Below are 22,300 nucleotides of genomic sequence, written 5' to 3'. Positions count from 1 at the left end.
GCACCGTGACCTGGCTCAATGGCTAGTAAGCGGCCCGGTAGATTTTCTCAATATCCGCCACGCTGAGCTTGCGCGGGTTGTTACGCATCAACCGTTCGATACCTGCCGCTTCGGCAGCCATGGTGGGAATTGCGCCTTCGGGAATCCCGAAACTGTGAAGCCCTTCCGGGATCTCCACTGCGGCGCAGAGTCGCGTCATCGCCTCGACCGCCTGGTCGGCCGCGTCATTGGCACTTAACCCCGTGATATTCACGCCCATGGCCTGGGCAATGTCCTGCATCCGCTCGACACACGCCAACTTGTTCCAGTGCATCACATAGGGCAGTAACAGCGCGTTACTCACGCCATGGGCGATATTGAAACGCCCGCCCAGTGGATACGCCAACGCGTGCACCGCACCCACCCCGGCATTCCCGAACGCCATGCCGGCCATCAGGCTGGCGGTGGCCATGTCGTCGCGGGCCTGGAGGTTGGCGGGGTTGGCGTAGGCCTTGGGCAGCGCCTTGGCGATCAGCTTGATTGCGCCGATGGCCAAGGCGTCCGTGATCGGAGAGGCATTCAGCGACAGGTAGGACTCAATGGCATGCACCAGCGCATCTACACCACTGGCGGCGGTGACACTGCGTGGGCAGGTCAGGGTCATTTGCGGGCTGATCAGCGCCACATCCGGCAAAAGGTAGTCGCTGACGATGCCTTTTTTCAGCTGTGCGGCCTTGTCGGAGAGGATCGCCACATTGGTCACCTCCGAGCCCGTGCCGGCCGTAGTCGGGATGGCGATCAGCGGCGGGCCCTTGCGCGGTACCTGGTCGACACCAAACAAGTCGGCCAGGGCTCCATGGTAACCGGCGTAGGCGGCCACACTTTTAGCGATGTCGATGGCACTGCCGCCGCCCAGCCCAATCAGGCCGTCGTGCCCGCCGTCGCGATAAGCCTGCATGCAGTCTTCGACGATGGCGATTTCCGGGTCGGGCAGCACGCGATCAAAAATTTCGTAGGGGCGTTCACCCAGGTGTTCAAGCGCCAGCGCCACGGTGCCGGATTTGACCAGCACGGCGTCGGTCACGATCAGCGGGTTATCCACATCCAGGCGCGTGAGTTCAAAGGCCAGTTGTTCGATGGCGCCAGCGCCGGTCAGCAATTTGTGGGCGATCTTGAATGAGGAAGTACTCATGTGCGCGGCCTCTTATTAGTCGATGGGCTGGCACAAGAGTAGCTGACCGAAACAGGTTGTCTTTCATTCAGCAGCTGAATGGTCACAGAACCCGTGTGGGAGGAGGCTTGCCCCCTCCCACATGGGTTCTGTGCTGGGTTTTAGACTTGGGCAGTACGCAGTTTCTCGCTACGGCCGCGCAGCCATTCCAGGGTCAGCAACAGCAACACCGAGAAGGCAATCAGCAACGTCGCCGCCGCCGCAATAGTGGGGCTGAGGTTTTCGCGGATACCGCTGAACATCTGCCGTGGCAGGGTCGCTTGCTCGGGGCCGGCGAGAAACAGCGTCACCACCACCTCGTCGAACGAGGTCGCGAACGCAAACAGCGCCCCGGAAATCACCCCCGGCGCAATCAACGGCAAAGTCACCCGACGAAACGCAGTCAGTGGCGAAGCCCCCAGGCTGGCCGCTGCACGCACCAGATTGTGGTTAAAACCCTGCAACGTCGCCGACACCGTGATGATCACAAAAGGGACACCCAACACCGCGTGCACCACGATCAGCGAGAAAAAGCTATTACCCAAACCCAGCGGCGCAAAAAACAGGTAGCTGGCCACGCCGATGATCACCACCGGTACCACCATCGGCGAAATCACCAGCGCCATGACCAGTGCTTTGCCGGGGAAATTGCCACGGGTCAGGCCAATCGCCGCCAGCGTACCAAACACCATGGCCAGCACGGTGGCCGCCGGGGCGACGATGATGCTGTTCTTCAGCGCTCGCATCCATTCAGCTGAAGCGAAGAAGTCCTGGTACCAGTGCAGCGAGAAGCCCTGCAACGGGTACACCAGAAAACTGCCGCTGTTGAACGACAGCGGGATGATCACCAGCACGGGCAAGATCAGGAACAGCAGAATCAAGCCGCAGAGGATCCGCAAGCTGTAGAACCAAACCCGCTCAACGGGCGACATATAAGGGCTCAGCATCGCAAGGTCTCCTCAGCTCAGGCGCAGGCGGCTGGCGCCGACCAAACGGTTGTAGATCAGGTACAGCACCACGGTCGCCAGCAGCAGTAAGCCGCCCAACGCCGTCGCCATGCCCCAGTTGATGCTGGTGTTGGTGTAGAAGGCCACGAAGTAGCTGACCATCTGGTCGTTCGGGCTGCCCAACAGTGCCGGGGTGATGTAGTAACCAATCGCCAGGATGAACACCAACAGGCAACCAGCGCCAACGCCGGCGTAGGTCTGCGGGAAGTACACGCGCCAAAAACTGGCGAACGGGTGGCAGCCCAGGGAAATCGCCGCACGCATGTAGGTCGGCGAGATGCCTTTCATCACGCTGTAGATCGGCAGAATCATGAACGGCAGCAGGATGTGCACCATGGAGATGTAGACACCGGTGCGGTTGAACACCAACTCCAGGGGCTTATCGATCAGGCCCATGCCCATCAGCGCACTGTTGATCAGACCGCCGGATTGCAACAGCACGATCCACGCTGCCACTCGCACCAGGATCGAGGTCCAAAACGGCAGCAGCACGAGAATCATCAGCAGGTTGCTTTTACGCGCCGGCAGATTGGCCAGCAGATACGCCAGGGGATAGGCCAACAACAGGCAGATCACGGTGATCACCAGGCCCATCCAGAAGGTACGGGCAAAGATATCCAGATAGATCGCCTGATCCGGGGTGGCCGGGGCCACTTCGCCGAGGTCGTCGATGCGGTGATCGACGGCCGCCAGCAGGTAGAACGGTGTCAGGCTGCTGGTATTACGCCGGATCGCTTGCCAGTACGCCGGGTCGCCCCAGCGTTCGTCGAGGGTTTCCAGCGCTTCTTTATAGGAGGCAGGGGCTTCGGTGAACGGCAGCGCCCGCGCGGTTTTGGTCAGCAGGCTGCGATAGCCGGCCAGCTCCATGTTCAAGCGTTTAGACAGATCGCCCAGGGTCTGGTTTTTGCGCGCCTCACCCAGGTCTTCACTGAGAGCCTGATACACCGGTTCACCCGGCAGACCACGACCGTCCCAGGCAGTCACCGCCACCACGGTACGCGGCAGGCCGCCCACCACTTCCGGATTACCGACGCTTTTGAACAAAAGCGCGACGATCGGCACCAGAAACACCAGCAGCAAAAACAGCACCAGCGGTGCAATCAAGGCCTGGGCCTTCCAGCGATTGACCCGCTCGGCACGCGCCAGGCGCTGCTTGAGGGTGGGGCTGTTGACCTCGTTCGAGGGAACGGCGATGGCCATGGCTAACTCCGAAAATCTGAAAGTGACGACAAACCTGTGCCTGGGCTCAGACGCTGTGGTGAGCGGGCATGCCCCGCGCTGGGCGGCGAAGCGGCCCCTCTGACAGTCACCGCGTTCTTTCAGACAGAACACGGCGCCTGGTTTGGGACTGCTTCGCAGTCCAGCGCGGGGCAGGCCCGCTCACCACAAAAGCCCATTGAACACAGCAGGCGGGTTACTTGGCAGCCCAAGAATTGAAGCGCTGCTCAAGCTGCTCGCCGTTGTCCGCCCAGAAGCTCACGTCGATCTGCACCTGGTTGGCGATGTTCTCTGGCGTAGTCGGCATGTCCTTGAGGATGTCCTTGGCCAGCAACGGTACGGCTTGGGTGTTGGCCGGGCCGTAGGCGATGTTTTCCGAGTAGGTCTTCTGCTGCTGCGGTGCGACCGAGAAGGCGATGAATTTCTTCGCCGCTTCTGCGCGATCCTTGGCCAGGCCTTTTGGAATCGCCCATGCATCGAAGTCGTAGATGCCGCCGTTCCACACCACTTTCAGGTTGCTTTCTTTCTGCACGGCAGCGATTCGGCCGTTGTAAGCCGAGCTCATCACCACGTCACCCGATGCGAGGTACTGCGGCGGTTGTGCGCCAGCTTCCCACCATTGGATCGACGGCTTGAGTTCGTCGAGTTTCTTGAACGCACGGTCTTGGCCATCTTTGCCGGCCAGCACTTTGTACACGTCCTTCGGCGCTACGCCGTCGGCCATCAAGGCGAATTCCAGGGTGTACTTGGCACCTTTGCGCAGGCCGCGCTTGCCCGGGAATTTCTTGGTGTCCCAGAAATCCGCCCAACTGGTTGGCGCGGAAGCCAGTTTGTCGGCGTTGTACGCCAACACAGTCGACCATACGAAGAAACCCACGCCGCATGGCTGGATCGCACCCTTCACGTAGTTGGCGCTGTCGCCGAACAGTTTCGGGTCCAGCGGTTCGAACATGTCTTCGTCACAACCGCGGGACAGTTCCGGCGATTCCACTTCTACCAGGTCCCAGGACACGCTTTTGGTGTCGACCATGGCTTTGACCTTGGCCATCTCACCGTTGTACTCACCGGCGACGATCTTGCCGTTGCCCGCGCTTTCCCACGGTGCATAGAAGGCCTTGACCTGTGCAGCCTTGTTCGCGCCACCAAAGGACACGACGGTCAGGTCCGGGCCGGCCATGGCCTGTGTCGCGCCCATCAAGCTCAAGGCCAGGACGGAATACTTCAGGGATCTCAACATTGTTGTTCTCTCCACGTGCAGGGTTGGTGAAGCCATGGGGCGATCAATTCGCCTCTAGAAGTGGGTCGAGTGCGCGAACGTGCTCGACTTGCCAGCCAATCGGTACCACGTCGCCGACCGCCAGTGCTGGGTCCAGCTCGGCAATCGGTTGTTTCACAAAAAAATCGGTCTTGCCGCAGACTTCCAGGCGCACACGCACGTGGTCGCCCAGGTAGATAAATTCGGCCACCCGCCCGGAGAAGCGGTTGATGCAGCTTTCGCTGGAGCCATTGAGGCTGACCCGTTCCGGACGCACCGATAGCGTTACAGGGCCACCGATCTGGCCGACATTGATCGCCAGTGCTTCAACCTTCTCGCCCCGCGCCAGCTCGACCACGCAGCGGTCGCCGGTGTGGCTGTGCAAGCGGCCGTTGAGGCGGTTGTTCTCGCCAATAAAGTTAGCGACGAAGGTGTTCTTCGGTTCTTCATACAGCGTGCGCGGCGGGGCGATCTGCTGGATCTCGCCCTGATGGAACACCGCCACGCGGTCGGACATGGTCAGGGCTTCACCCTGGTCATGGGTCACGTACACCACTGTCACGCCGAGACGTTGGTGCAGGTGCTTGATCTCCATCTGCATGTGTTCGCGCAATTGCTTGTCGAGAGCGCCGAGCGGTTCGTCCATCAGTACCAGTTGCGGTTCGAACACCAACGCGCGGGCCAGGGCCACACGCTGTTGCTGGCCGCCGGACAGTTGCGCCGGGTAGCGCTGGGCGAACGCGTCGAGCTGGACCATGCTCAGCACGCGCTTGACCCGCTCACTGACATCGGTCTTGCTCAAACCACGCACGGACAAGGGAAACGCCAGGTTCTCGGCCACGGTCATGTGCGGGAACAGCGCGTAGTTCTGGAACACCATGCCAATGTCGCGCTTGTGCGGCGGCACGTTGTTGATGGAGCGCCCGGCCAGCTGGATTTCACCGGCAGTCGGCGTCTCAAACCCGGCGAGCATCATCAGGCTGGTGGTCTTGCCCGAACCGGAAGGCCCGAGCAAGGTGAGGAACTCGCCCTTGCGAATTTCCAGGTTGAGGTCTTTGACGATCAGGTTCTCGCCGTCGTAGCTCTTCTGCACGCCACGAAAGCTGACCAGCACATCATTTGAATCCACCTCGCTCATACCCGCACCTTTGTGTTTTGGACTGCTGTGGCACAAGCGTAGTCCAGGCGCGAGGCCCCGGAAATCGGGGGCCAGGAGAGAATTGCATCAGCAGGATGGAAGCTTGGGGGTAGGGATTGCCCTACACGGATGGCGGGGATGGAACAGTGCTGCAGTGCGAAGCGCCGGGAATGGCGTCAGCGGGGTTTGAAGCAGGTCGCAAACAGGCATGTCATCACAACAGCTTGTGTTCCATGGCGTACTTCACCAGCTCAGCCAGGGAGGTGATATTGAGCTTTTGCATCAATCGCGCCTTGTGAGTGCTGATGGTCTTGCTGCTCAGCGCCAGTTGCTGGGCGATGTCATTGACGTTGGCGCCCTGCGCCAAGCGTTCGAACACCGAGAACTCCCGTTCCGACAGCAACGAATGCAATGGCCGGGCGTCGGTCAGACCGACTTCAAACACCATACGGTCGGCCAGGTCCGGGTCTATATAACGCCCGCCGGCCGCGACTTTGCGGATCGCCGTCAGCAACAGCGCCGGGTCGCTGTCCTTGGTGGCGTAACCGGCGGCACCGACTTTCAGGGCACGGGCGGCCATTTGTGCTTCGTCGTGCATCGACAGCACCAGGATCGCCGGTGGGTTGCTCAACGCACGGATGCGCGCAATCGCTTCCAGGCCGTTGACGCCGGGCATCGAGATGTCCAGCAACACTACCTCGCACGGCACGTGGCGCAACGTCTCCAGCAACTGCTCGCCATTGCTAGCCTCCCCCACCACCAGCAGGTCTTTGGCCAGGCCGATCAGTTGTTTGATGCCTTCACGAACGATGGTGTGGTCTTCGGCTACCAGTACACGGATCACAGGGACTTCCTCTTGGCGTTATGCATCCAGCGGCACCGTCACACTCAGGGTGGTGCCCTCCCCCAACTCGCTGTGCAGGCTCAATTGCCCGCCCATGATCAGCACCCGCTCGCGCATACCGACCAGGCCAAACGATACCGCACGCCCTTCAGGCTGGACGAAACCTACGCCGTCGTCGCTGATGGTCAACCGCAAATCCGAGCCTTCTATGGCCAGCGTCAGCTCCACAGTATGCGCCTGGGCATGGCGCATCACGTTGGTCAGCGCCTCCTGCAGGATACGAAACAGGCCGATGGCCTTGGCGTCGCTCAGGGTCGGCAGGTTATCCGGCACCTGAACCAGACAGGGAATCTGCGTGCGCGCTTCAAAACGACGGGCTTGCCATTCAACTGCGGAGGCAATGCCAGCATCGAGAATCGGTGGGCGCAGCGCCGTCGCGACGTCCCGCACCAGTTGGAACAGTTGAGCAATCAGGCGCTTCATGCTGTTCAAGCGCTCGTGCAGGCCAGGGTCCAGTTGCGCATAAGCCAGCTCGCACATGGACGTTTCCAACTTAAGCACGGTGAGCATCTGACCGAGTTCGTCATGCACTTCCCGGGCGATGCGGGCTTTTTCTTCCTCGCGCACGGTTTCCAGGTGGGCCGACAGTTCGCGTAGTTGCGCTTCGCTTTGCATCAACGCGGCCAGCGTGCGGCGCAACTCGGTGACGTCGTTCAGGTAAACCACCAAGTACTCAGCCTCGGCAAACCGCAAAAAGCTCAAGGACACGTTGGCCGGCAAGATGCTGCCGTCGGCGCGCAAACAATCGGTGGCGAAGTTCTGTGGTCCCTCTTCGCTGGCCCGTGCGCGCTTCCACAAATTGAGCCAGCGGTCCATGTCCAGGGTCGGGTCGAGGTCAACCAGCGGCCGCTCGATCAGTGCGCCAGGAGCATAACCGAGCATGCTTTCGGCGGCGTGGTTGGCGTAGCGCACATGGCTGTCCCAGTTGACCCACAGGATGCCGACGGTGCTTTGGTCGATGGAAAACTGTGTCAACCGCAGCGCTTCGGCACCGGCAGCGCGGGCGGCGCTTTCTTCACGGGCGGCCAGCAGGCCATGCTCCAACACACGTTGCTGGCGGCGCTGCCAGAACACGGTCGCTAAACTGGCGAGCAGCAGCAGGCTCAGTAACAGGCTGAGGTTCTGCCACAACCCAGGCGACTCCGATAACCGTGGGTATTTGGGTTGCAGCCAGCGGCTATGCAGTTGGTCAAGGTCGCGGGCGGGGATAGCGCCCAAGGCACTTTCCATGATGCCCGCCAGTTCGGGCCAATCGCGCCGTGTGGCCACCCGCAACAATTGCGGCAGACCGATGTCCCCCACCACCGCCAAACCGGCGAACTCGGCCTCGCCGGATAATCGGCTTAATTGCGCTTCATCTACCACGGCATAACGCGCTTGCTGGCTGACCAACAACTGCAAGGCCTGGCGCTCAATGGGCACACCTTGCAGATTGAGGTTGGGATAAGTGCTGCGCAGGTAATCGGCCACGGCACTGGGCATGCGCACGGCGACGCGGGATTGATCGTCCAGTTTTTCCAGCTCAACCGCGCCGCCGCCCTCGCGGATGCCAACGATATGCTGGGGCACACGCATATATGGGTCGCTGAATAACCACAGGCGCAAACCGGCTGGGGTTTGTTGCAGGCCGGGGGCAATGTCCACTTCGTCGTCGCGGACGGCGGCTTCCAGTTGCTCCTGGTTGGGGAAATTGCGCCAGGTCAGCTCGACATTCAGCGCCTTGGCCAGCCACTGCATCAACTCCACATTGGCCCCGGACAAGCGCTGCAAGCGACGGTCGTATTGCGCGTAAGGCAACTGCAGCACTACGCCCACCCGCAACTCCGGGTGCTGGGCCAGCCATTCGCGCTGCTGCGCATTGAGCTGCGCCTGCGGGGCGGCAGGCGTAGGGGAGGCGTTCGCCATCAAGGCGACGCACAAACAGCCGATAACCAGCAGACAGCGAAAACCCATGATCCACGTCTCACATCACTGACAAAAACTGACCAACCCATTAGGCTGCTGGAATCTCTTCTGGCCGGAAATCTACGATGCCCTATCGAAACCGTTCGGCACTGCCAGCATTGTGCCTGTCGCTGCTGTTTACCAGTGCCTTTTCTGTACAGGCCGCCGACGCCCCCGCGCCGGCCGACGAAAAACCCGTCGAGCGCCAGCCTCTGCTTGAGCGCAGCCAGGAAGACGCCACCGCGCTGGAGCGCACCATCCCTCAGCAGGAACAGCAACAATTGCAGGCTGGCAGCGACTCATTCCTCGCCCTGTGGAAACCGGCCAACAGCGCCGAACCCGAAGGTGTGGTGATTATCGTACCGGGCAGCGGTGAAAGTGCTGACTGGCCGCAAGCAATCGGCCCGTTGCGGCGCAAATTTCCCGACGCCAATTGGGGCAGCCTCAGCCTGTCATTGCCGGATGTGAGCGTAGATACCCTGCCGCCGCGCGTTATGGAAGCACCCAAAGCCACTGTCGACACCAGCAGCAAAGAAGCGAGCACCGCCGACAAACCGATCGAACAAGCCGCCAGCGCCGAAGCCGAGGGCACCGATCCGTCAGTGGTGCCGGGCGCCGACGAGCAGGACAAGACCGACGCCTCGCGCATCTTCGACCGCATCGACGCTGCCGTGGCCTTCGCCCAGACCCAGAACGCACGCAGTGTGGTGCTGCTGGGTCATGGCACAGGCGCCTGGTGGGCCGCGCGTTATCTCACCGAGAAACAACCGTCCCAGGTGCAGAAATTTGTGATGGTCGCGGCGCAGACGCCTAACGGACGCCATCCGGACGTGCAGCAACTGGCGCCCGGCCTGAAACTGCCGACTGCCGATGTCTTCTATCAAGACAACGCGCAGGCAAGCAAAAACGCTCAGGCCCGTGCGCAGGCTGCCAAGCGATTGAAGAATGATGGCTATAAGCAGGTGTCATTGAAAACCGTGCCCGGCAATAGCGCAGCCGAGCAGGAGCAGTTGTATCGCAGGATTCGCGGGTGGTTGAGCCCGCAGGCCAGCGCCGACTGAAGAACAGCACAAAAACAATGTGGGAGGGGCTTGCTCCTCTCCCACATCGGAATGTGGTTATCCGTGAAAGAGCGGCATCTAGCGAAAATCCCGGCGCTCGCGAATCAACGAGTAAGCATTGTGTAATTCACGGGTTCGCTCGGTCGCCTCACGCACTTGCGCGAGACTGGCGCCACTACCGGCCACCTTGTCCGGATGGTGACGGCTCAGCAGGCGGCGATAGGCACGTTTGATGACCGACGGCTCGGTGGTAGCGGTGACGCCGAGCAGTCGCAACGCTTCCTGATAGGTCGTGCCTCGATTGACCAGCGGCTTGCGCTCAGGCGTGTAGTCCGCCGCCAAGGCCTGAAGCTGCTGCGGCGTCCAGCCCAACCACTTGCCCCACAGGTTGATCAGGTCGCACTCGGCATCATCCGCCTTGCCGTCCGCCCACACCATCCGCCAACAGGCGCGCAACACACCTTCCGCCGCATGGGGCTGAGCCTTGAGCACGCGCAGATAACTGCGCATACGGTCGGAGCCCGACTTACCGCGATTGAACGCCGCAATCGCGCGGCGCTGGGCGGACTCGGTCATGTCCAGCGAGCGCATCTCCTGACGCGCCTGCTGGATATGACCGTCCACCACGCGCCCGTTGCTTTTGGCCAGGCGCCCGAGCAATACAAACAACAACTCATCATTGCGCAGCACCGGGCGGCCGCCCATGCGCTCGCGCAACTGAGCCCAACTGCGCAGTTGCATTCGGCGGTCCAACGCCTGCCCCAACAATGCACCCAACAAGGCCCCCGGAATACTGGCAATGGCAAAGCCAGCCCCGGCGCCGATCAGCGTCCCTGGCCACAACATGCTACTGCCCCGCTGTCAGCAGGGTTTCGACTTGCGCCAAGCGCTCCAGCGTGCCGACATCAATCCAGCGTCCCGCCATGTGTTCCCCCGTTACCTGACCCTTGGCCATCGCCGCACGCAGCAGCGGCGCCAGCTTGAAGGCACCGGCACTGCAACCCGCGAACAACTGGGGGTCGAGCACTGAAATGCCACTGAAGGTCAGGTTATCGGCACCGGGCGCCGCATCATGAAGCAGACCCTCATCAAGGAAGAAATCACCGCCCGAGGGATGATGCGCTGGGTTGTCGACCATCACTAGGTGAGCCAGGCCGCTGAGCGGTTGCTTGAGTTGGGTAAAGTCGTAGTCAGTCCAGATATCGCCATTGACCACCAGAAAAGGCTCGTCCCCCAGCAACGGCAACGCCTGGAAAATCCCACCGCCGGTTTCCAGCGGTTCGCCCTCCGGGGAGTAACGGATGCGTACGCCAAACTGCGCACCATCGCCCAAATAGCTCTCGATCTGCTGGCCGAGCCAGGCGTGGTTGATCACGATATCGGTGAAGCCGGCCTTGGCCAGCGCCTCCAGGTGGTATTCGATCAGACGCTTGCCGCCGGCCTGCACCAGCGGCTTGGGCGTGTGCAAGGTTAGCGGACGCATCCGCTCACCTTTGCCGGCGGCCAGGATCATGGCCTTCATACGCTGGCCTCAGCGGGCTGGCGCAGACTGGTCAGCAGCTCAGCCAATTCGCTCAACTCCGGGCGATCGGCGAGCACTGCTTCTATATAAGCAAAGAAGCGCGGCACGTCGGCCAGGTAGCGCGGCTTGCCGTCGCGATGGCAAATACGCGCGAAGATGCCAATGACCTTGAGGTGGCGCTGCACACCCATCAGGTCGCTGGCACGCAGGAAGTCATCAAAATCCGGTTGCACCGGGATGCCCGCTTGGCCCGCACGCTCCCAATAACCGCGCTGCCAATCGCGTACGCGCGCCTGGGGCCAACTGAGGAAAGCGTCCTTGAACAGGCAGGTAATGTCATAAGTGACCGGGCCGTAGACCGCGTCCTGGAAATCCAGCACGCCGGGGTTCGGCTCGCTGATCATCAAGTTGCGCGGCATATAGTCGCGATGCACCAGCACTTTCGGCTGCGCCAAGGCGCTGTCGATCAGCCGGTCGCTGACACGCTGCCAGAGGGCTTGTTGTTCTGTATCCAACTCGACACCCAAATGGCGCCGTACGTACCACTCGGGAAAGAGTTCCAGCTCGCGGCGCAACAAGGCAACGTCATAACTGGGCAGTGGTGCGTCCATCGGCAACTGCTGGAATGCCAGCAAGGCGTCGATGGCGTCGGCAAACAGCTGATCGGCGTTTTGCTCGTCAATCACGTCCAGGTAGGTTTTTCTGCCCAGGTCATTGAGCAAAAGAAAGCCGCGCGACAGATCTTCTGCATAAATTTTTGGAACATTTATGCCCGACTTCGCCAGTAAATGGGCGATATCGACGAAGGGTTTGCAGTTTTCCTGGGGGGGTGGAGCGTCCATCACCACGAAAGTCCGGCCGCCACCCTCCCAACGGAAGTAACGCCTGAAACTCGCGTCGCTGCTGGCCGCAGTCAGTGTGGCCGGGGGTACGGAGCCCCAGTCTTGAGCGTTGAAAAGGATCGGCAACTGCTCATCCAGCCAGACTTCCAGCTGTTGTAAACGTAGATCTTGCTCAGGCATTACAAGGGTCTCCGACGGCGCTAGCCGTCAAGCGGGTCATGCTTTATTATCACGCATCTTTTTCAGACCATCGAGAGGCGTGCGGCCCAAACCGCGGGCAGATGGCACGCAGGAAGCCCGGACTAATAAGATGGCATTGAAATCCCCCGCGTTTCGTAGAAAATTTCCGTTGCTGGTAACCGGCAGTCTGCTGGCCATGCAACCCTTCGCCACCTCATTCGTGGTCGCCGCGGAACAGTATGACTGCTCAGTCTCTGCTTCGGGTGCCTGGGATTGCGCGCCGAAAACCGCCGCAGCCCCATTGCCACCGCGCCCGGTGCATGACGGCGCTGCCGTCAGCTCGGCCAACAGCACGGCGCAGGCCGAAGCTGGTGGCACTGCCGCGGCCGAACCCAAGACCGCACTGGTCACAGAATCCAAGGGCCGTGGCCTGCGCTCACGCAGCGCCGACTACAGCCACTTGGACTGGGTACCTCGCGAAAAGTTGACCGCAGCCCAGTTGGCCGAAACCGGTCCTTATTGCGGCGGTGCGTACATCGAGCCGACTCGTCCTGGCATGAACGACAAGACGAACAAGAGCGATGCGCCCACCTTCATCGGTGCCAAGGCCTCTCGTTACGAGCAGGAACAACAAGTCGCGACCCTGGCAGGTGACGTCGTCATGCGCCAGGGCAGCATGCAGCTTGAAGCCGAAGAAGCCAGCCTGTACCAGGCCGAAAGCCGCGGCGAGCTGAACGGCAACGTACGACTGCGTGACAACGGTGCACTGATCGTCGGCGACCACGCCCAGGTTCAGTTGGACACCGGCGCGGCCCAGATCGACAACGCCGAATACGTGCTGCACAAGTCGCGTATCCGCGGTAACGCGCTGTACGCCAAGCGCGCCGAAAACGCGATCATCCGTCTCAAGGACGGTACGTACACCACCTGCGAGCCGGACAGCAACGCCTGGCAGCTTCGAGGCAACAACATCACGTTGAACCCAGCCACCGGTTTCGGTACGGCCACCAACGCGACGTTGCGGATCAAGAACATCCCGATCCTGTACACCCCTTACATCTATTTCCCGATCGACGACCGTCGTCAGTCCGGCTTCCTGCCGCCGAGCTTCAGCACCGGCAGCGAAACCGGCTTCACCCTGGTTACGCCGTACTACTTCAACCTGGCGCCGAACTACGACGCCACGTTGTACCCGCAATACATGACCAAGCGCGGCATGATGATGGAAGGCGAATTCCGCTACCTCACCAAGTCCAGCGAAGGCCAGTTCGGCGGCGCGTACCTCAACGACGACAACGACGAACGCAAACTGCAGACCGATTACGAAAAAACCCGCTACATGCTCAATTGGCAGCATAAAGGCGGGTTGGATTCGCGTGTACTGACCCAGGTCGACTACACCAAAATCAGCGACCCTTATTACTTCCAGGACCTCAAGTCCTATCAGGAAGGTGTCGAGAGCCGGGACTACGTCAACCAGCAGGGCTCCGTGAGTTATCGCGGCGACTCCTACCAGGCGCGCTTGAATGTCCAGGCTTACCAGCTGGCCACGATCTCCCAGATCACACCGTATGACCGACTGCCACAGATCACCTTCAATGGTCAGCTGCCATACCACCCAGGCGGGTTGAACTTCAGCTACGAAACCGAAGCAGTTCGGTTTGAACGCAGCCTGGAAAGCGGCAACTTTATCAATGAAAACGGTGATTCCGAGCGTCGCCTGGACACTTACGTCAACGGCCTGACCCGTGCAAACGGTACTCGCCTGAACGTAGCGCCAGCCGTTTCATACCCGATGAACTGGACCTACGGCTTTGTGACGCCGAAGCTCAAGTACGTCTACACCAAGTACGATCTTGACCTAGACAACAAAGGCAAGAACGACATCATCGCTGCACAAACATTGGCAGCGAATAACGGCACCCGATACGCTGGCGGCACGTTCAAAAGCTCCCAGGACCGCGCAATTCCTGTAGCCAGCGTCGACAGCGGCCTGTACTTCGATCGCAATACCAACTGGTTCGGCAAAGACTATCGCCAGACCCTTGAACCGCGCGCGTTCTACCTGTACGTGCCGAACAAGGACCAAAGCGATATTCCGGTGTTTGACACCAGCGAATCGTCGTTCAGCTACTCTTCGCTGTTCCGCGACAACCGCTTCAGCGGGGCCGACCGTATCGGCGACGAAAACAAGCTGTCCCTTGGCTTGACCAGCCGCTGGATCGAAGAAAACGGCTTCGAACGTCAACGTGTAGCCGTGGGCCAGGCGGTGTACTTCAAGGATCGTGAAGTTCAACTGCCAGGCATCCTCGCCGCAGACCGTGCCGATGCACAGTCCGACGTCTCTCCGGTTGCCCTGGACTACGAGTTCCGCTTCAACCGCGACTGGCGCGCCACGGCCAACTACAACTGGGACACCGAGGAGCACAGCCCTCGCTCCGGCAGCGCGATGCTTCACTACCAGCCGGAAGACAACCCCAACAAGATCATCAACGTTGGTTACCGCTATCGTAACGACCAGGTTGTCTACAACCAGTTGACCGGTAAGTGGCAGTTCGGTGGCGACTACGGTCAGCCAGGCGACCCGAACTACGTGAAGGATTACTACAAAATCCAACAACACGACTTCTCGATGATGTGGCCGATCATTCCTCAGTGGAACCTGATCACCCGCTGGCAGTATGACTACGCACGCAACCGTACCCTGGAAGCCTTTGGTGGTTTCGAGTACGACAACTGCTGCTGGAAACTGCGCGTCATCAACCGTTACTGGGTTTCCAACGACGAATACAGCCAGATCGCCCCGCTGAACGAAAAGGGTGACCACGGGCTCTTCCTGCAGATCGTCCTCAAAGGACTCGGCGGCCTGACCGGCGCCAAGGTAGAGAGCTTCCTCGACAAAGGCATTGAAGGTTATCGTGAACGTGAAGACCAAGCTTTCTGATTGTCTGCGCCCGCTAGTGCTGGGCGCACTGTTCCTGGGGACCGCATCGGCACACGCTGCGGTTCAACAGCTGGATAAGGTAGTGGCCATCGTCGATAACGACGTGATCATGCAGAGCCAACTGGACCAACGGGTCAAGGAAGTTCAGCAAACCATCGCCAAGCGTGGCGGTGGTGTACCGCCTACCAGCGTCCTGGACCAACAGGTACTTGAACGCTTGATCGTCGAAAACCTGCAACTGCAGATCGGTGATCGTTCCGGTATTCGTATTTCGGACGAAGAGCTGAACCAGGCCGTCGGCACCATCGCTCAACGCAATAACATGAGCATCGACCAGTTCCGCTCAGCCCTGGCCCGCGACGGTCTTTCGTACGAAGACGCCCGCGACCAGATCCGCCGCGAGATGATCATCAGCCGTGTGCGTCAGCGTCGCGTTGCCGAGCGAGTGCAGGTGTCCGAGCAGGAAGTGAAGAACTTCCTGGCCTCCGACTTGGGCAAGATGCAGCTTTCCGAAGAACTGCACCTGGCCAATATCCTGATCCCGACCCCAGACAGTGCCAACTCCGAGCAACTGAATGCGGCAGCGGCGAAAACCCAAGCTATCTATGATCGCCTGAAAGGCGGTGCTGACTTTGCTCAGATGGCCATTGCCCAGTCCGGCAGCGACAACGCCCTCGAAGGCGGCGATATGGGCTGGCGTAAAGCCGCTCAACTGCCACCTCCGTTCGACCGTGAACTGAGTGCCATGGAAGTGGGCGGTATCACCCAGCCAGCCCGCACCCCAGGTGGCTTCATTATCCTGAAGTTGCTGGAACGTCGCGGTGGCGAGACCTCGCTGAAAGACGAGGTTCATGTTCGTCATATCCTGGTCAAACCAAGCGAAATCCGTACCGAGGCGCAAACCAAGGAGCTGGCCCAGAAGATCTATGACCGCATCGAAAGCGGTGAAGACTTCGCCACCTTGGCCAAGAGCTTCTCGGAAGACCCAGGTTCAGCCCTCAACGGCGGCGACCTGAATTGGATCGATCCGAAAGCGCTGGTGCCCGAGTTCCAACAGGTAATGGCCGATACTCCGCAAGGCGTACTGTCCAAGCCGTTCAAGACCCAATATGGCTGGCATGTACTGGAAGTCCTTGGCCGCCGCGCCACTGACAACACCAGCCAGGCCCGCGAGCAACAAGCGCTGAACGTACTGCGTAACCGCAAGTACGACGAAGAGCTGCAAACCTGGTTGCGTCAGATCCGTGACGAAGCCTACGTGGAAAACAAGCTGCCAGGCGCCGAGCAAACAGGCACCGACCAGGCAGCCCAGTGAAACCACAGCGTTTCGCGGTAACACCCGGCGAGCCGGCCGGCATTGGTCCAGACCTTTGCCTGCTGCTCGCCTCGCAGCCTCAGCCATACCCTCTGATTGCCATTACCAGCCGCGACCTGCTCCTTGAGCGGGCCGCGCAACTGAGTGTGGCTATCAACCTGCTGGACGTGGCGCCGGGCAACTGGCCTGACCTGCCGGCGCCCGCGGGCAGCCTCTATGTGTGGGACACCCCGCTGCAGGCCAAGGTGGTTGCAGGGCGACTGGACAAGGCCAATGCGGCGTTTGTGCTCGAAACGCTGACTCGTGCGGGGCAAGGCTGCATCGACGGTGATTTCGCCGGCATGATCACCGCACCGGTCCACAAGGGCGTGATCAACGAATCCGGCATCGCCTTTTCCGGCCACACCGAATTCCTCGCCGAACTGACACACACTGAACAAGTCGTGATGATGTTGGCCACACGCGGCCTGCGTGTCGCCCTGGTGACTACGCACCTGCCGCTGCGTGACGTCGCAGACGCCATCACCGCCGAACGCGTGGAGCGCGTCACGCGCATCCTGCACGCCGACCTGCAGCAAAAATTCGGCATCGCTCAACCGCGTATCCTGGTCTGTGGGCTCAACCCCCATGCAGGTGAAGGCGGGCACTTGGGCCATGAAGAAATCGACATCATCGAACCAACCCTGGAGCGTCTGCGCCAAGAAGGCATGGACCTGCGTGGCCCACTGCCAGCAGACACTCTGTTTACCCCCAAATATCTGGAGCACTGCGACGCAGTGTTGGCGATGTACCATGACCAGGGGCTGCCGGTGCTGAAATACAAAGGCTTCGGCGCCGCCGTCAACGTGACACTGGGCCTGCCGATCATCCGCACCTCCGTCGACCATGGCACTGCCCTGGACTTGGCGGGCAGCGGCAAGATCGATACCGGCAGCCTGCACGTGGCCCTGGAAACCGCCTATCAGATGGCCGAGACCCGTATATGACTGAGCATTACCAACACCGGGCGCGCAAGCGCTTCGGGCAAAACTTCCTGCACGACGCTGGCGTGATCGACCGCATCCTGCGCTCCATCCATGCCAAGCCCGAAGACCGCCTGCTGGAAATCGGCCCAGGCCAGGGCGCATTGACCCAAGGCCTGCTGGCCAGCGGTGGCCAGCTGGACGTGGTTGAACTGGACAAGGATCTGATCCCTATCCTCAACCAGCAGTTCGCCGGAAAATCCAACTTCAACCTGCACCAGGGCGATGCACTGAAGTTCGACTTCAACTCCCTCAACGCCGCGCCTAACAGCCTGCGCGTGGTCGGTAACCTGCCGTACAACATCTCCACACCGCTGATTTTCCACCTGCTGAACAACGCCGGGATCATCCGCGACATGCACTTCATGCTGCAGAAAGAAGTGGTGGAACGCCTGGCCGCAGGCCCAGGTGGTGGTGATTGGGGCCGTCTGTCGATCATGGTTCAGTACCACTGCCGCGTTGAACACCTGTTCAACGTGGGTCCGGGTGCATTCAACCCGCCGCCAAAGGTCGACTCGGCCATTGTGCGCCTGGTACCGCATGCCGTTCTGCCCCACCCGGCCAAGGACCACAAGTTGCTGGAACGTGTCGTGCGCGAAGCGTTCAACCAACGCCGCAAGACCCTTCGCAACACGCTCAAGGCCCTATTGAGCCAAGCTGAAATCGAAGCCGCCGGCGTCGACGGTAGCCTGCGTCCCGAGCAACTGGACCTGGCCGCGTTCGTGCGCCTGGCAGACCAGCTTGCCATCCAGCCTGCTCCAGCAGTCGACTGAAGCACCCAGCCATGGCCAGACACATGTCTGGCCTAGTGCCCACCTCTTGGCCTAGACTGATCCGCATCTGCTGTCCTCCGCTTTTGCTTTTAAGGCCTCTTGCATGTCCGATCCTCGCTACCAGATCGACGTCAGCGTCGTGACCCGCTTCCTGGCGGACCAATCGCAACCTGAACAGAACCGCTTTGCCTTTGCCTACACCATCACGGTGAAGAACAACGGGCAGGTGCCGGCCAAGTTGCTATCACGCCATTGGGTAATCACCGACGGTGACGGCCAAGTGGAAGAAGTGCGCGGCGCAGGCGTGGTTGGCCAGCAACCGCTGATCGACATTGGCGCCAGCCACACCTACAGCAGCGGCACGGTGATGACCTCCAAGGTCGGCACCATGCAAGGCTCGTATCAGATGAAAGCCACCGATGGCCAACTGTTCGACGCCATCATCAAGCCATTTCGCCTTGCCGTACCGGGAGCCCTGCACTGATGGCGACCTACGCAGTCGGCGACCTGCAAGGCTGCCTGGGGCCGCTCAAGTGCCTGCTTGAGCGCGTGGCCTTCGACCCGGCCAATGATCGGCTTTGGTTAGTCGGTGATCTGGTCAATCGCGGCCCTGAGTCCCTGGAAACCCTGCGCTACTTATATAGCCTGCGTGATTCCCTGGTGTGCGTGCTGGGCAACCATGACCTGCACTTGTTGGCGGCCGGCAATAATATCGAGCGCCTGAAAAAGGGCGACACCCTGCGGGAAATTCTCGAAGCGCCCGACCGAGCCGAGCTGCTCGACTGGCTGCGCCGGCAAAAGATCGTGCATTACGACGAAGGCCGCAACATGGCCCTCGTGCATGCGGGTATCCCGCCGCAATGGACGCTGAAGAAAGCCCTTAAGTGCGCAGCCGAAGTCGAAAGTGCCTTGGCCGATGACAGCCTGTACACCACCTACCTGGACGGCATGTACGGCAACGAACCGGTGAAGTGGGATAACGACCTGACGGGCGTCGCCCGCCTGCGGGTGATCACCAACTACTTCACACGCATGCGCTTCTGTACCGCCGAGGGCAAGCTGGACCTCAAGAGCAAAGAAGGTGCCGACACCGCCCTGCCCGGCTACAAGCCGTGGTTTGCCCATAAGGAACGCAAGACCCGTGATACGAAGATCATCTTCGGCCACTGGGCCGCCCTGGAAGGCAAGTGCAACGAACCCGGCGTATTCGCCCTCGACACCGGTTGCGTGTGGGGCGGCGCCATGACCCTGATGAACATCGACACTGGCGAGCGCCACAGCTGCCAGTGTGAATCTCCCCTTCCCATTACACTGCCGGCTGCCGCCAAGCGCTAGACGCTAAGCGCCGCCAAGACAAGGAGCCCGCCATGAGCGAATTCAAACGTATCCCTCCCGAACAAGCCCAAGCCCTGCGCGAGCAAGGCGCGGTGGTGGTTGATATCCGCGACCAGCCTACTTACTCGGCAGCCCATATCACCGGCGCCCAGCATCTGGATAACGTTAACATCGCCGACTTCATCCGCGCCGCCGACCTCGACGCGCCACTGATCGTGGCCTGCTACCACGGCAATTCCAGCCAGAGCGCCGCCGCCTACCTGATCAGCCAAGGCTTCTCCGACGTCTACAGCCTGGACGGTGGTTTTGAGCTGTGGCGTACGACCTATCCCGCAGAAATTTCTTCGGGCGATTCGCAATAAATATTTTCAAACCCCGCTACCCCGCGTGACGCTTGGGCTCGCGCCGTTTCTGACGAACGGCGCAGGCAAACTAATTGCGTATCACGCCTTGACCTCCCAGATTCCGAACTATCCTTAAGCGCAGGCCATCCGAATCAGGGGAGAGCCGGTACACCGGCGTGCGGGTCATCGGTAGCGTTTAGGGTGTTCTGGGGGGAAAACGGCCATTGGCGATCGTCAATGACTGCCAGCATCGACTGATAGATCCGGCGTCGGCTCCACGTATCGAGCGAGGTGACGACGTCATGAGTATCTTTAGCCACTTCCAACAACGCTTCGCGTCCACACAGCAGGAAGAACTCACGCTGCAAGAGTATCTTGAGCTGTGCAAGCAGGACCGCAGCACCTACGCATCTGCCGCCGAGCGCCTGCTATTGGCGATTGGTGAGCCGGAGCTGGTGGAAACCGCCAATAATTCGCGCCTGTCGCGAATATTCTCCAACAAGGTGATCCGCCGCTACCCGGCCTTTGAAGACTTCCACGGAATGGAAGAATGCATTGATCAGATCGTCTCCTACTTCCGCCATGCCGCCCAAGGCCTGGAAGAGAAGAAACAGATCCTCTACCTGCTCGGCCCTGTCGGCGGCGGTAAATCGTCCCTGGCCGAAAAGCTCAAACAGCTGATCGAGAAAGTGCCCTTCTACGCGATCAAGGGCTCGCCGGTCTTCGAGTCGCCACTGGGCCTGTTCAACGCCACGGAAGATGGCGCGATCCTCGAAGAAGACTTCGGCATCCCACGCCGCTACCTCAACACCATCATGTCGCCCTGGGCCACCAAGCGCCTGGCCGAGTTTGGCGGTGACATCAGCCAGTTCCGCGTGGTGAAACTCTACCCCTCGATCCTCAACCAGATCGGCGTTGCCAAGACCGAGCCGGGCGATGAGAACAACCAGGATATTTCGGCGCTGGTGGGCAAGGTCGATATCCGCAAACTCGAAGAATTCCCGCAAAACGACGCCGACGCCTACAGCTACTCGGGCGCACTGTGCCGGGCCAACCAAGGCCTGATGGAATTCGTGGAAATGTTCAAGGCACCGATCAAAGTGCTGCACCCACTGCTTACCGCGACCCAGGAAGGTAACTACAACAGCACCGAAGGCTTGGGCGCGATTCCGTTCACCGGGATCCTGCTGGCCCACTCCAACGAATCGGAATGGCACACCTTCCGTAACAACAAGAACAACGAAGCCTTCATCGACCGGATCTACATCGTCAAGGTGCCTTATTGCCTGCGAGTCAGCGATGAGATCAAGATCTACGACAAGCTACTGTTCAACAGCTCCCTGGCGAAGGCCCATTGCGCACCCGACACCCTGAAGATGCTCGCCCAGTTCACCGTGCTGTCGCGCCTCAAGGAGCCGGAGAACTCGAACATCTACTCTAAGATGCGCGTGTACGACGGTGAAAACCTCAAGGACACCGACCCTAAAGCCAAGTCAATCCAGGAATACCGCGACACGGCAGGCGTGGATGAAGGCATGAACGGCCTATCGACGCGCTTTGCGTTCAAGATCCTGTCCAAAGTCTTCAACTTCGACCCGCACGAGATCGCCGCCAACCCGGTGCACCTGCTCTATGTGCTGGAGCAGCAGATCGAACAGGAACAGTTCCAGGCGGAGACCCGCGAACGCTACCTGCGCTTCCTCAAGGAGTACCTCGCGCCGCGCTACATCGAGTTTATTGGCAAGGAAATCCAGACCGCGTACCTGGAGTCCTACAGCGAGTACGGCCAGAACATTTTCGACCGCTACGTGCTGTATGCGGACTTCTGGATCCAGGACCAGGAATACCGCGACCCGGAAACCGGCGAGATCCTCAACCGCGTAGCCCTCAACGAGGAATTGGAAAAGATCGAGAAACCCGCTGGCATCAGCAATCCGAAGGATTTCCGCAACGAGATCGTCAACTTCGTACTGCGTGCCCGCGCCAACAACAACGGCAAGAACCCTACCTGGCTCAGCTACGAGAAGCTGCGGGTGGTCATCGAGAAGAAAATGTTCTCCAACACCGAGGATCTGCTACCGGTCATCAGCTTCAATGCCAAGGCCAGCAAGGAGGACCAGCAAAAACACAACGACTTCGTCACACGAATGGTCGAGCGTGGCTACACCGACAAACAGGTACGACTGCTCTCCGAGTGGTATCTGCGGGTTCGCAAATCGCAGTAAGGCAGCGATAGGCGTGCACTGCCAGGTCATGGGCCTGGCAGTTGACCGCTTGTCTCTAAGCTTCCAGCTCGCCGCTTGAAGC

Annotated in this window: 19 protein-coding genes; 9 read left to right on the top strand and 10 right to left on the bottom strand. The window is 60.4% G+C overall.

Features of this window, described 5'->3' with window-relative positions; genetic code table 11:
* Positions 1-22 precede the first annotated feature (22 nt).
* From AB4N82_RS12860 to AB4N82_RS12830, 7 genes are all read right to left on the bottom strand, one after another.
* Positions 23-1,171 (bottom strand): iron-containing alcohol dehydrogenase, encoded by a 1,149-nt coding sequence (locus tag AB4N82_RS12860; protein ID WP_032883843.1) that lies wholly within the window; start codon positions 1,169-1,171, stop codon positions 23-25.
* Positions 1,172-1,311: 140 nt separating this feature from the next.
* Positions 1,312-2,136, bottom strand: a complete 825-nt coding sequence (locus AB4N82_RS12855) for an ABC transporter permease (RefSeq protein WP_017739612.1) — start codon at positions 2,134-2,136, stop codon at positions 1,312-1,314.
* A gap of 12 nt (positions 2,137-2,148) precedes the next feature.
* Entirely contained in the window at positions 2,149-3,396 is a 1,248-nt protein-coding gene (locus AB4N82_RS12850) for an ABC transporter permease (RefSeq protein WP_032883844.1), read from the bottom strand.
* Between the two features lie 214 nt (positions 3,397-3,610).
* Entirely contained in the window at positions 3,611-4,651 is a 1,041-nt protein-coding gene (locus tag AB4N82_RS12845; protein ID WP_032883845.1) for an ABC transporter substrate-binding protein, read from the bottom strand.
* A 43-nt stretch (positions 4,652-4,694) separates the two neighbouring features.
* A complete protein-coding gene (locus AB4N82_RS12840) occupies positions 4,695-5,807 on the bottom strand; it encodes an ABC transporter ATP-binding protein (protein WP_032883846.1) in 1,113 nt (370 codons plus the stop codon).
* 214 nt (positions 5,808-6,021) lie between these two features.
* Positions 6,022-6,651 (bottom strand): response regulator, encoded by a 630-nt coding sequence (locus tag AB4N82_RS12835; RefSeq protein ID WP_032883847.1) that lies wholly within the window; start codon positions 6,649-6,651, stop codon positions 6,022-6,024.
* An 18-nt stretch (positions 6,652-6,669) separates the two neighbouring features.
* Positions 6,670-8,664 (bottom strand): PAS domain-containing sensor histidine kinase, encoded by a 1,995-nt coding sequence (locus AB4N82_RS12830; RefSeq protein ID WP_122756339.1) that lies wholly within the window; start codon positions 8,662-8,664, stop codon positions 6,670-6,672.
* 77 nt (positions 8,665-8,741) lie between these two features.
* Between AB4N82_RS12830 and AB4N82_RS12825 the strand changes: the two genes are divergently transcribed.
* A complete protein-coding gene (locus tag AB4N82_RS12825; RefSeq protein ID WP_122763571.1) occupies positions 8,742-9,716 on the top strand; it encodes an alpha/beta hydrolase family protein in 975 nt (324 codons plus the stop codon).
* A 78-nt stretch (positions 9,717-9,794) separates the two neighbouring features.
* Here the strand turns inward: AB4N82_RS12825 and AB4N82_RS12820 are convergent, their stop codons facing one another.
* The 3 genes from AB4N82_RS12820 to AB4N82_RS12810 are packed head-to-tail and all read right to left on the bottom strand — an operon-like array spanning position 9,795 to position 12,260.
* Positions 9,795-10,562 (bottom strand): TerB family tellurite resistance protein, encoded by a 768-nt coding sequence (locus AB4N82_RS12820; RefSeq protein WP_122763572.1) that lies wholly within the window; start codon positions 10,560-10,562, stop codon positions 9,795-9,797.
* 1 nt (position 10,563) lies between these two features.
* A complete protein-coding gene (gene murU, locus AB4N82_RS12815; protein WP_122681324.1) occupies positions 10,564-11,238 on the bottom strand; it encodes an N-acetylmuramate alpha-1-phosphate uridylyltransferase MurU in 675 nt (224 codons plus the stop codon).
* Positions 11,235-12,260 carry an aminoglycoside phosphotransferase family protein gene (locus AB4N82_RS12810; RefSeq protein ID WP_122763573.1) on the bottom strand — a complete coding sequence of 342 codons (1,026 nt, stop codon included), beginning with the start codon at positions 12,258-12,260 and terminating at the stop codon, positions 11,235-11,237. The genes murU and AB4N82_RS12810 overlap by 4 nt, the downstream gene beginning before the upstream one ends.
* Positions 12,261-12,390: 130 nt before the next feature.
* Between AB4N82_RS12810 and AB4N82_RS12805 the strand changes: the two genes are divergently transcribed.
* From AB4N82_RS12805 to AB4N82_RS12770, 8 genes are all read left to right on the top strand, one after another.
* A complete protein-coding gene (locus AB4N82_RS12805; protein ID WP_122763574.1) occupies positions 12,391-15,204 on the top strand; it encodes an LPS-assembly protein LptD in 2,814 nt (937 codons plus the stop codon).
* Entirely contained in the window at positions 15,179-16,519 is a 1,341-nt protein-coding gene (locus AB4N82_RS12800) for a peptidylprolyl isomerase (protein WP_032883854.1), read from the top strand. The genes AB4N82_RS12805 and AB4N82_RS12800 overlap by 26 nt, the downstream gene beginning before the upstream one ends.
* The gene (gene pdxA, locus AB4N82_RS12795) at positions 16,516-17,505 is read left to right on the top strand and encodes a 4-hydroxythreonine-4-phosphate dehydrogenase PdxA (RefSeq protein ID WP_122763575.1); all 990 of its coding nucleotides are present in this window, start codon (positions 16,516-16,518) and stop codon (positions 17,503-17,505) included. Before AB4N82_RS12800 ends, pdxA begins: the two co-directional genes overlap by 4 nt.
* Positions 17,502-18,314, top strand: a complete 813-nt coding sequence (rsmA, locus tag AB4N82_RS12790; RefSeq protein ID WP_095185041.1) for a 16S rRNA (adenine(1518)-N(6)/adenine(1519)-N(6))-dimethyltransferase RsmA — start codon at positions 17,502-17,504, stop codon at positions 18,312-18,314. The genes pdxA and rsmA overlap by 4 nt, the downstream gene beginning before the upstream one ends.
* A gap of 103 nt (positions 18,315-18,417) precedes the next feature.
* Positions 18,418-18,798 (top strand): Co2+/Mg2+ efflux protein ApaG, encoded by a 381-nt coding sequence (apaG, locus tag AB4N82_RS12785; protein ID WP_032883857.1) that lies wholly within the window; start codon positions 18,418-18,420, stop codon positions 18,796-18,798.
* On the top strand, positions 18,798-19,649 hold the full coding sequence (locus AB4N82_RS12780) for a symmetrical bis(5'-nucleosyl)-tetraphosphatase (protein ID WP_122763576.1): 852 nt from the start codon (positions 18,798-18,800) through the stop codon (positions 19,647-19,649). The genes apaG and AB4N82_RS12780 overlap by 1 nt, the downstream gene beginning before the upstream one ends.
* 32 nt (positions 19,650-19,681) lie before the next feature.
* Complete coding sequence (gene glpE / locus AB4N82_RS12775; RefSeq protein WP_032883859.1) at positions 19,682-20,011, top strand: thiosulfate sulfurtransferase GlpE; 330 nt, start codon at positions 19,682-19,684, stop codon at positions 20,009-20,011.
* 284 nt (positions 20,012-20,295) lie between these two features.
* Positions 20,296-22,218, top strand: a complete 1,923-nt coding sequence (locus tag AB4N82_RS12770; RefSeq protein ID WP_003194732.1) for a PrkA family serine protein kinase — start codon at positions 20,296-20,298, stop codon at positions 22,216-22,218.
* Positions 22,219-22,300 lie beyond the last annotated feature (82 nt).

This window comes from Pseudomonas sp. H1_D04, from assembly GCF_054683855.1.
The sequence above is the reverse complement of the archived record's forward strand: the minus strand, read 5'-3'. Positions and strand labels throughout refer to the sequence as shown.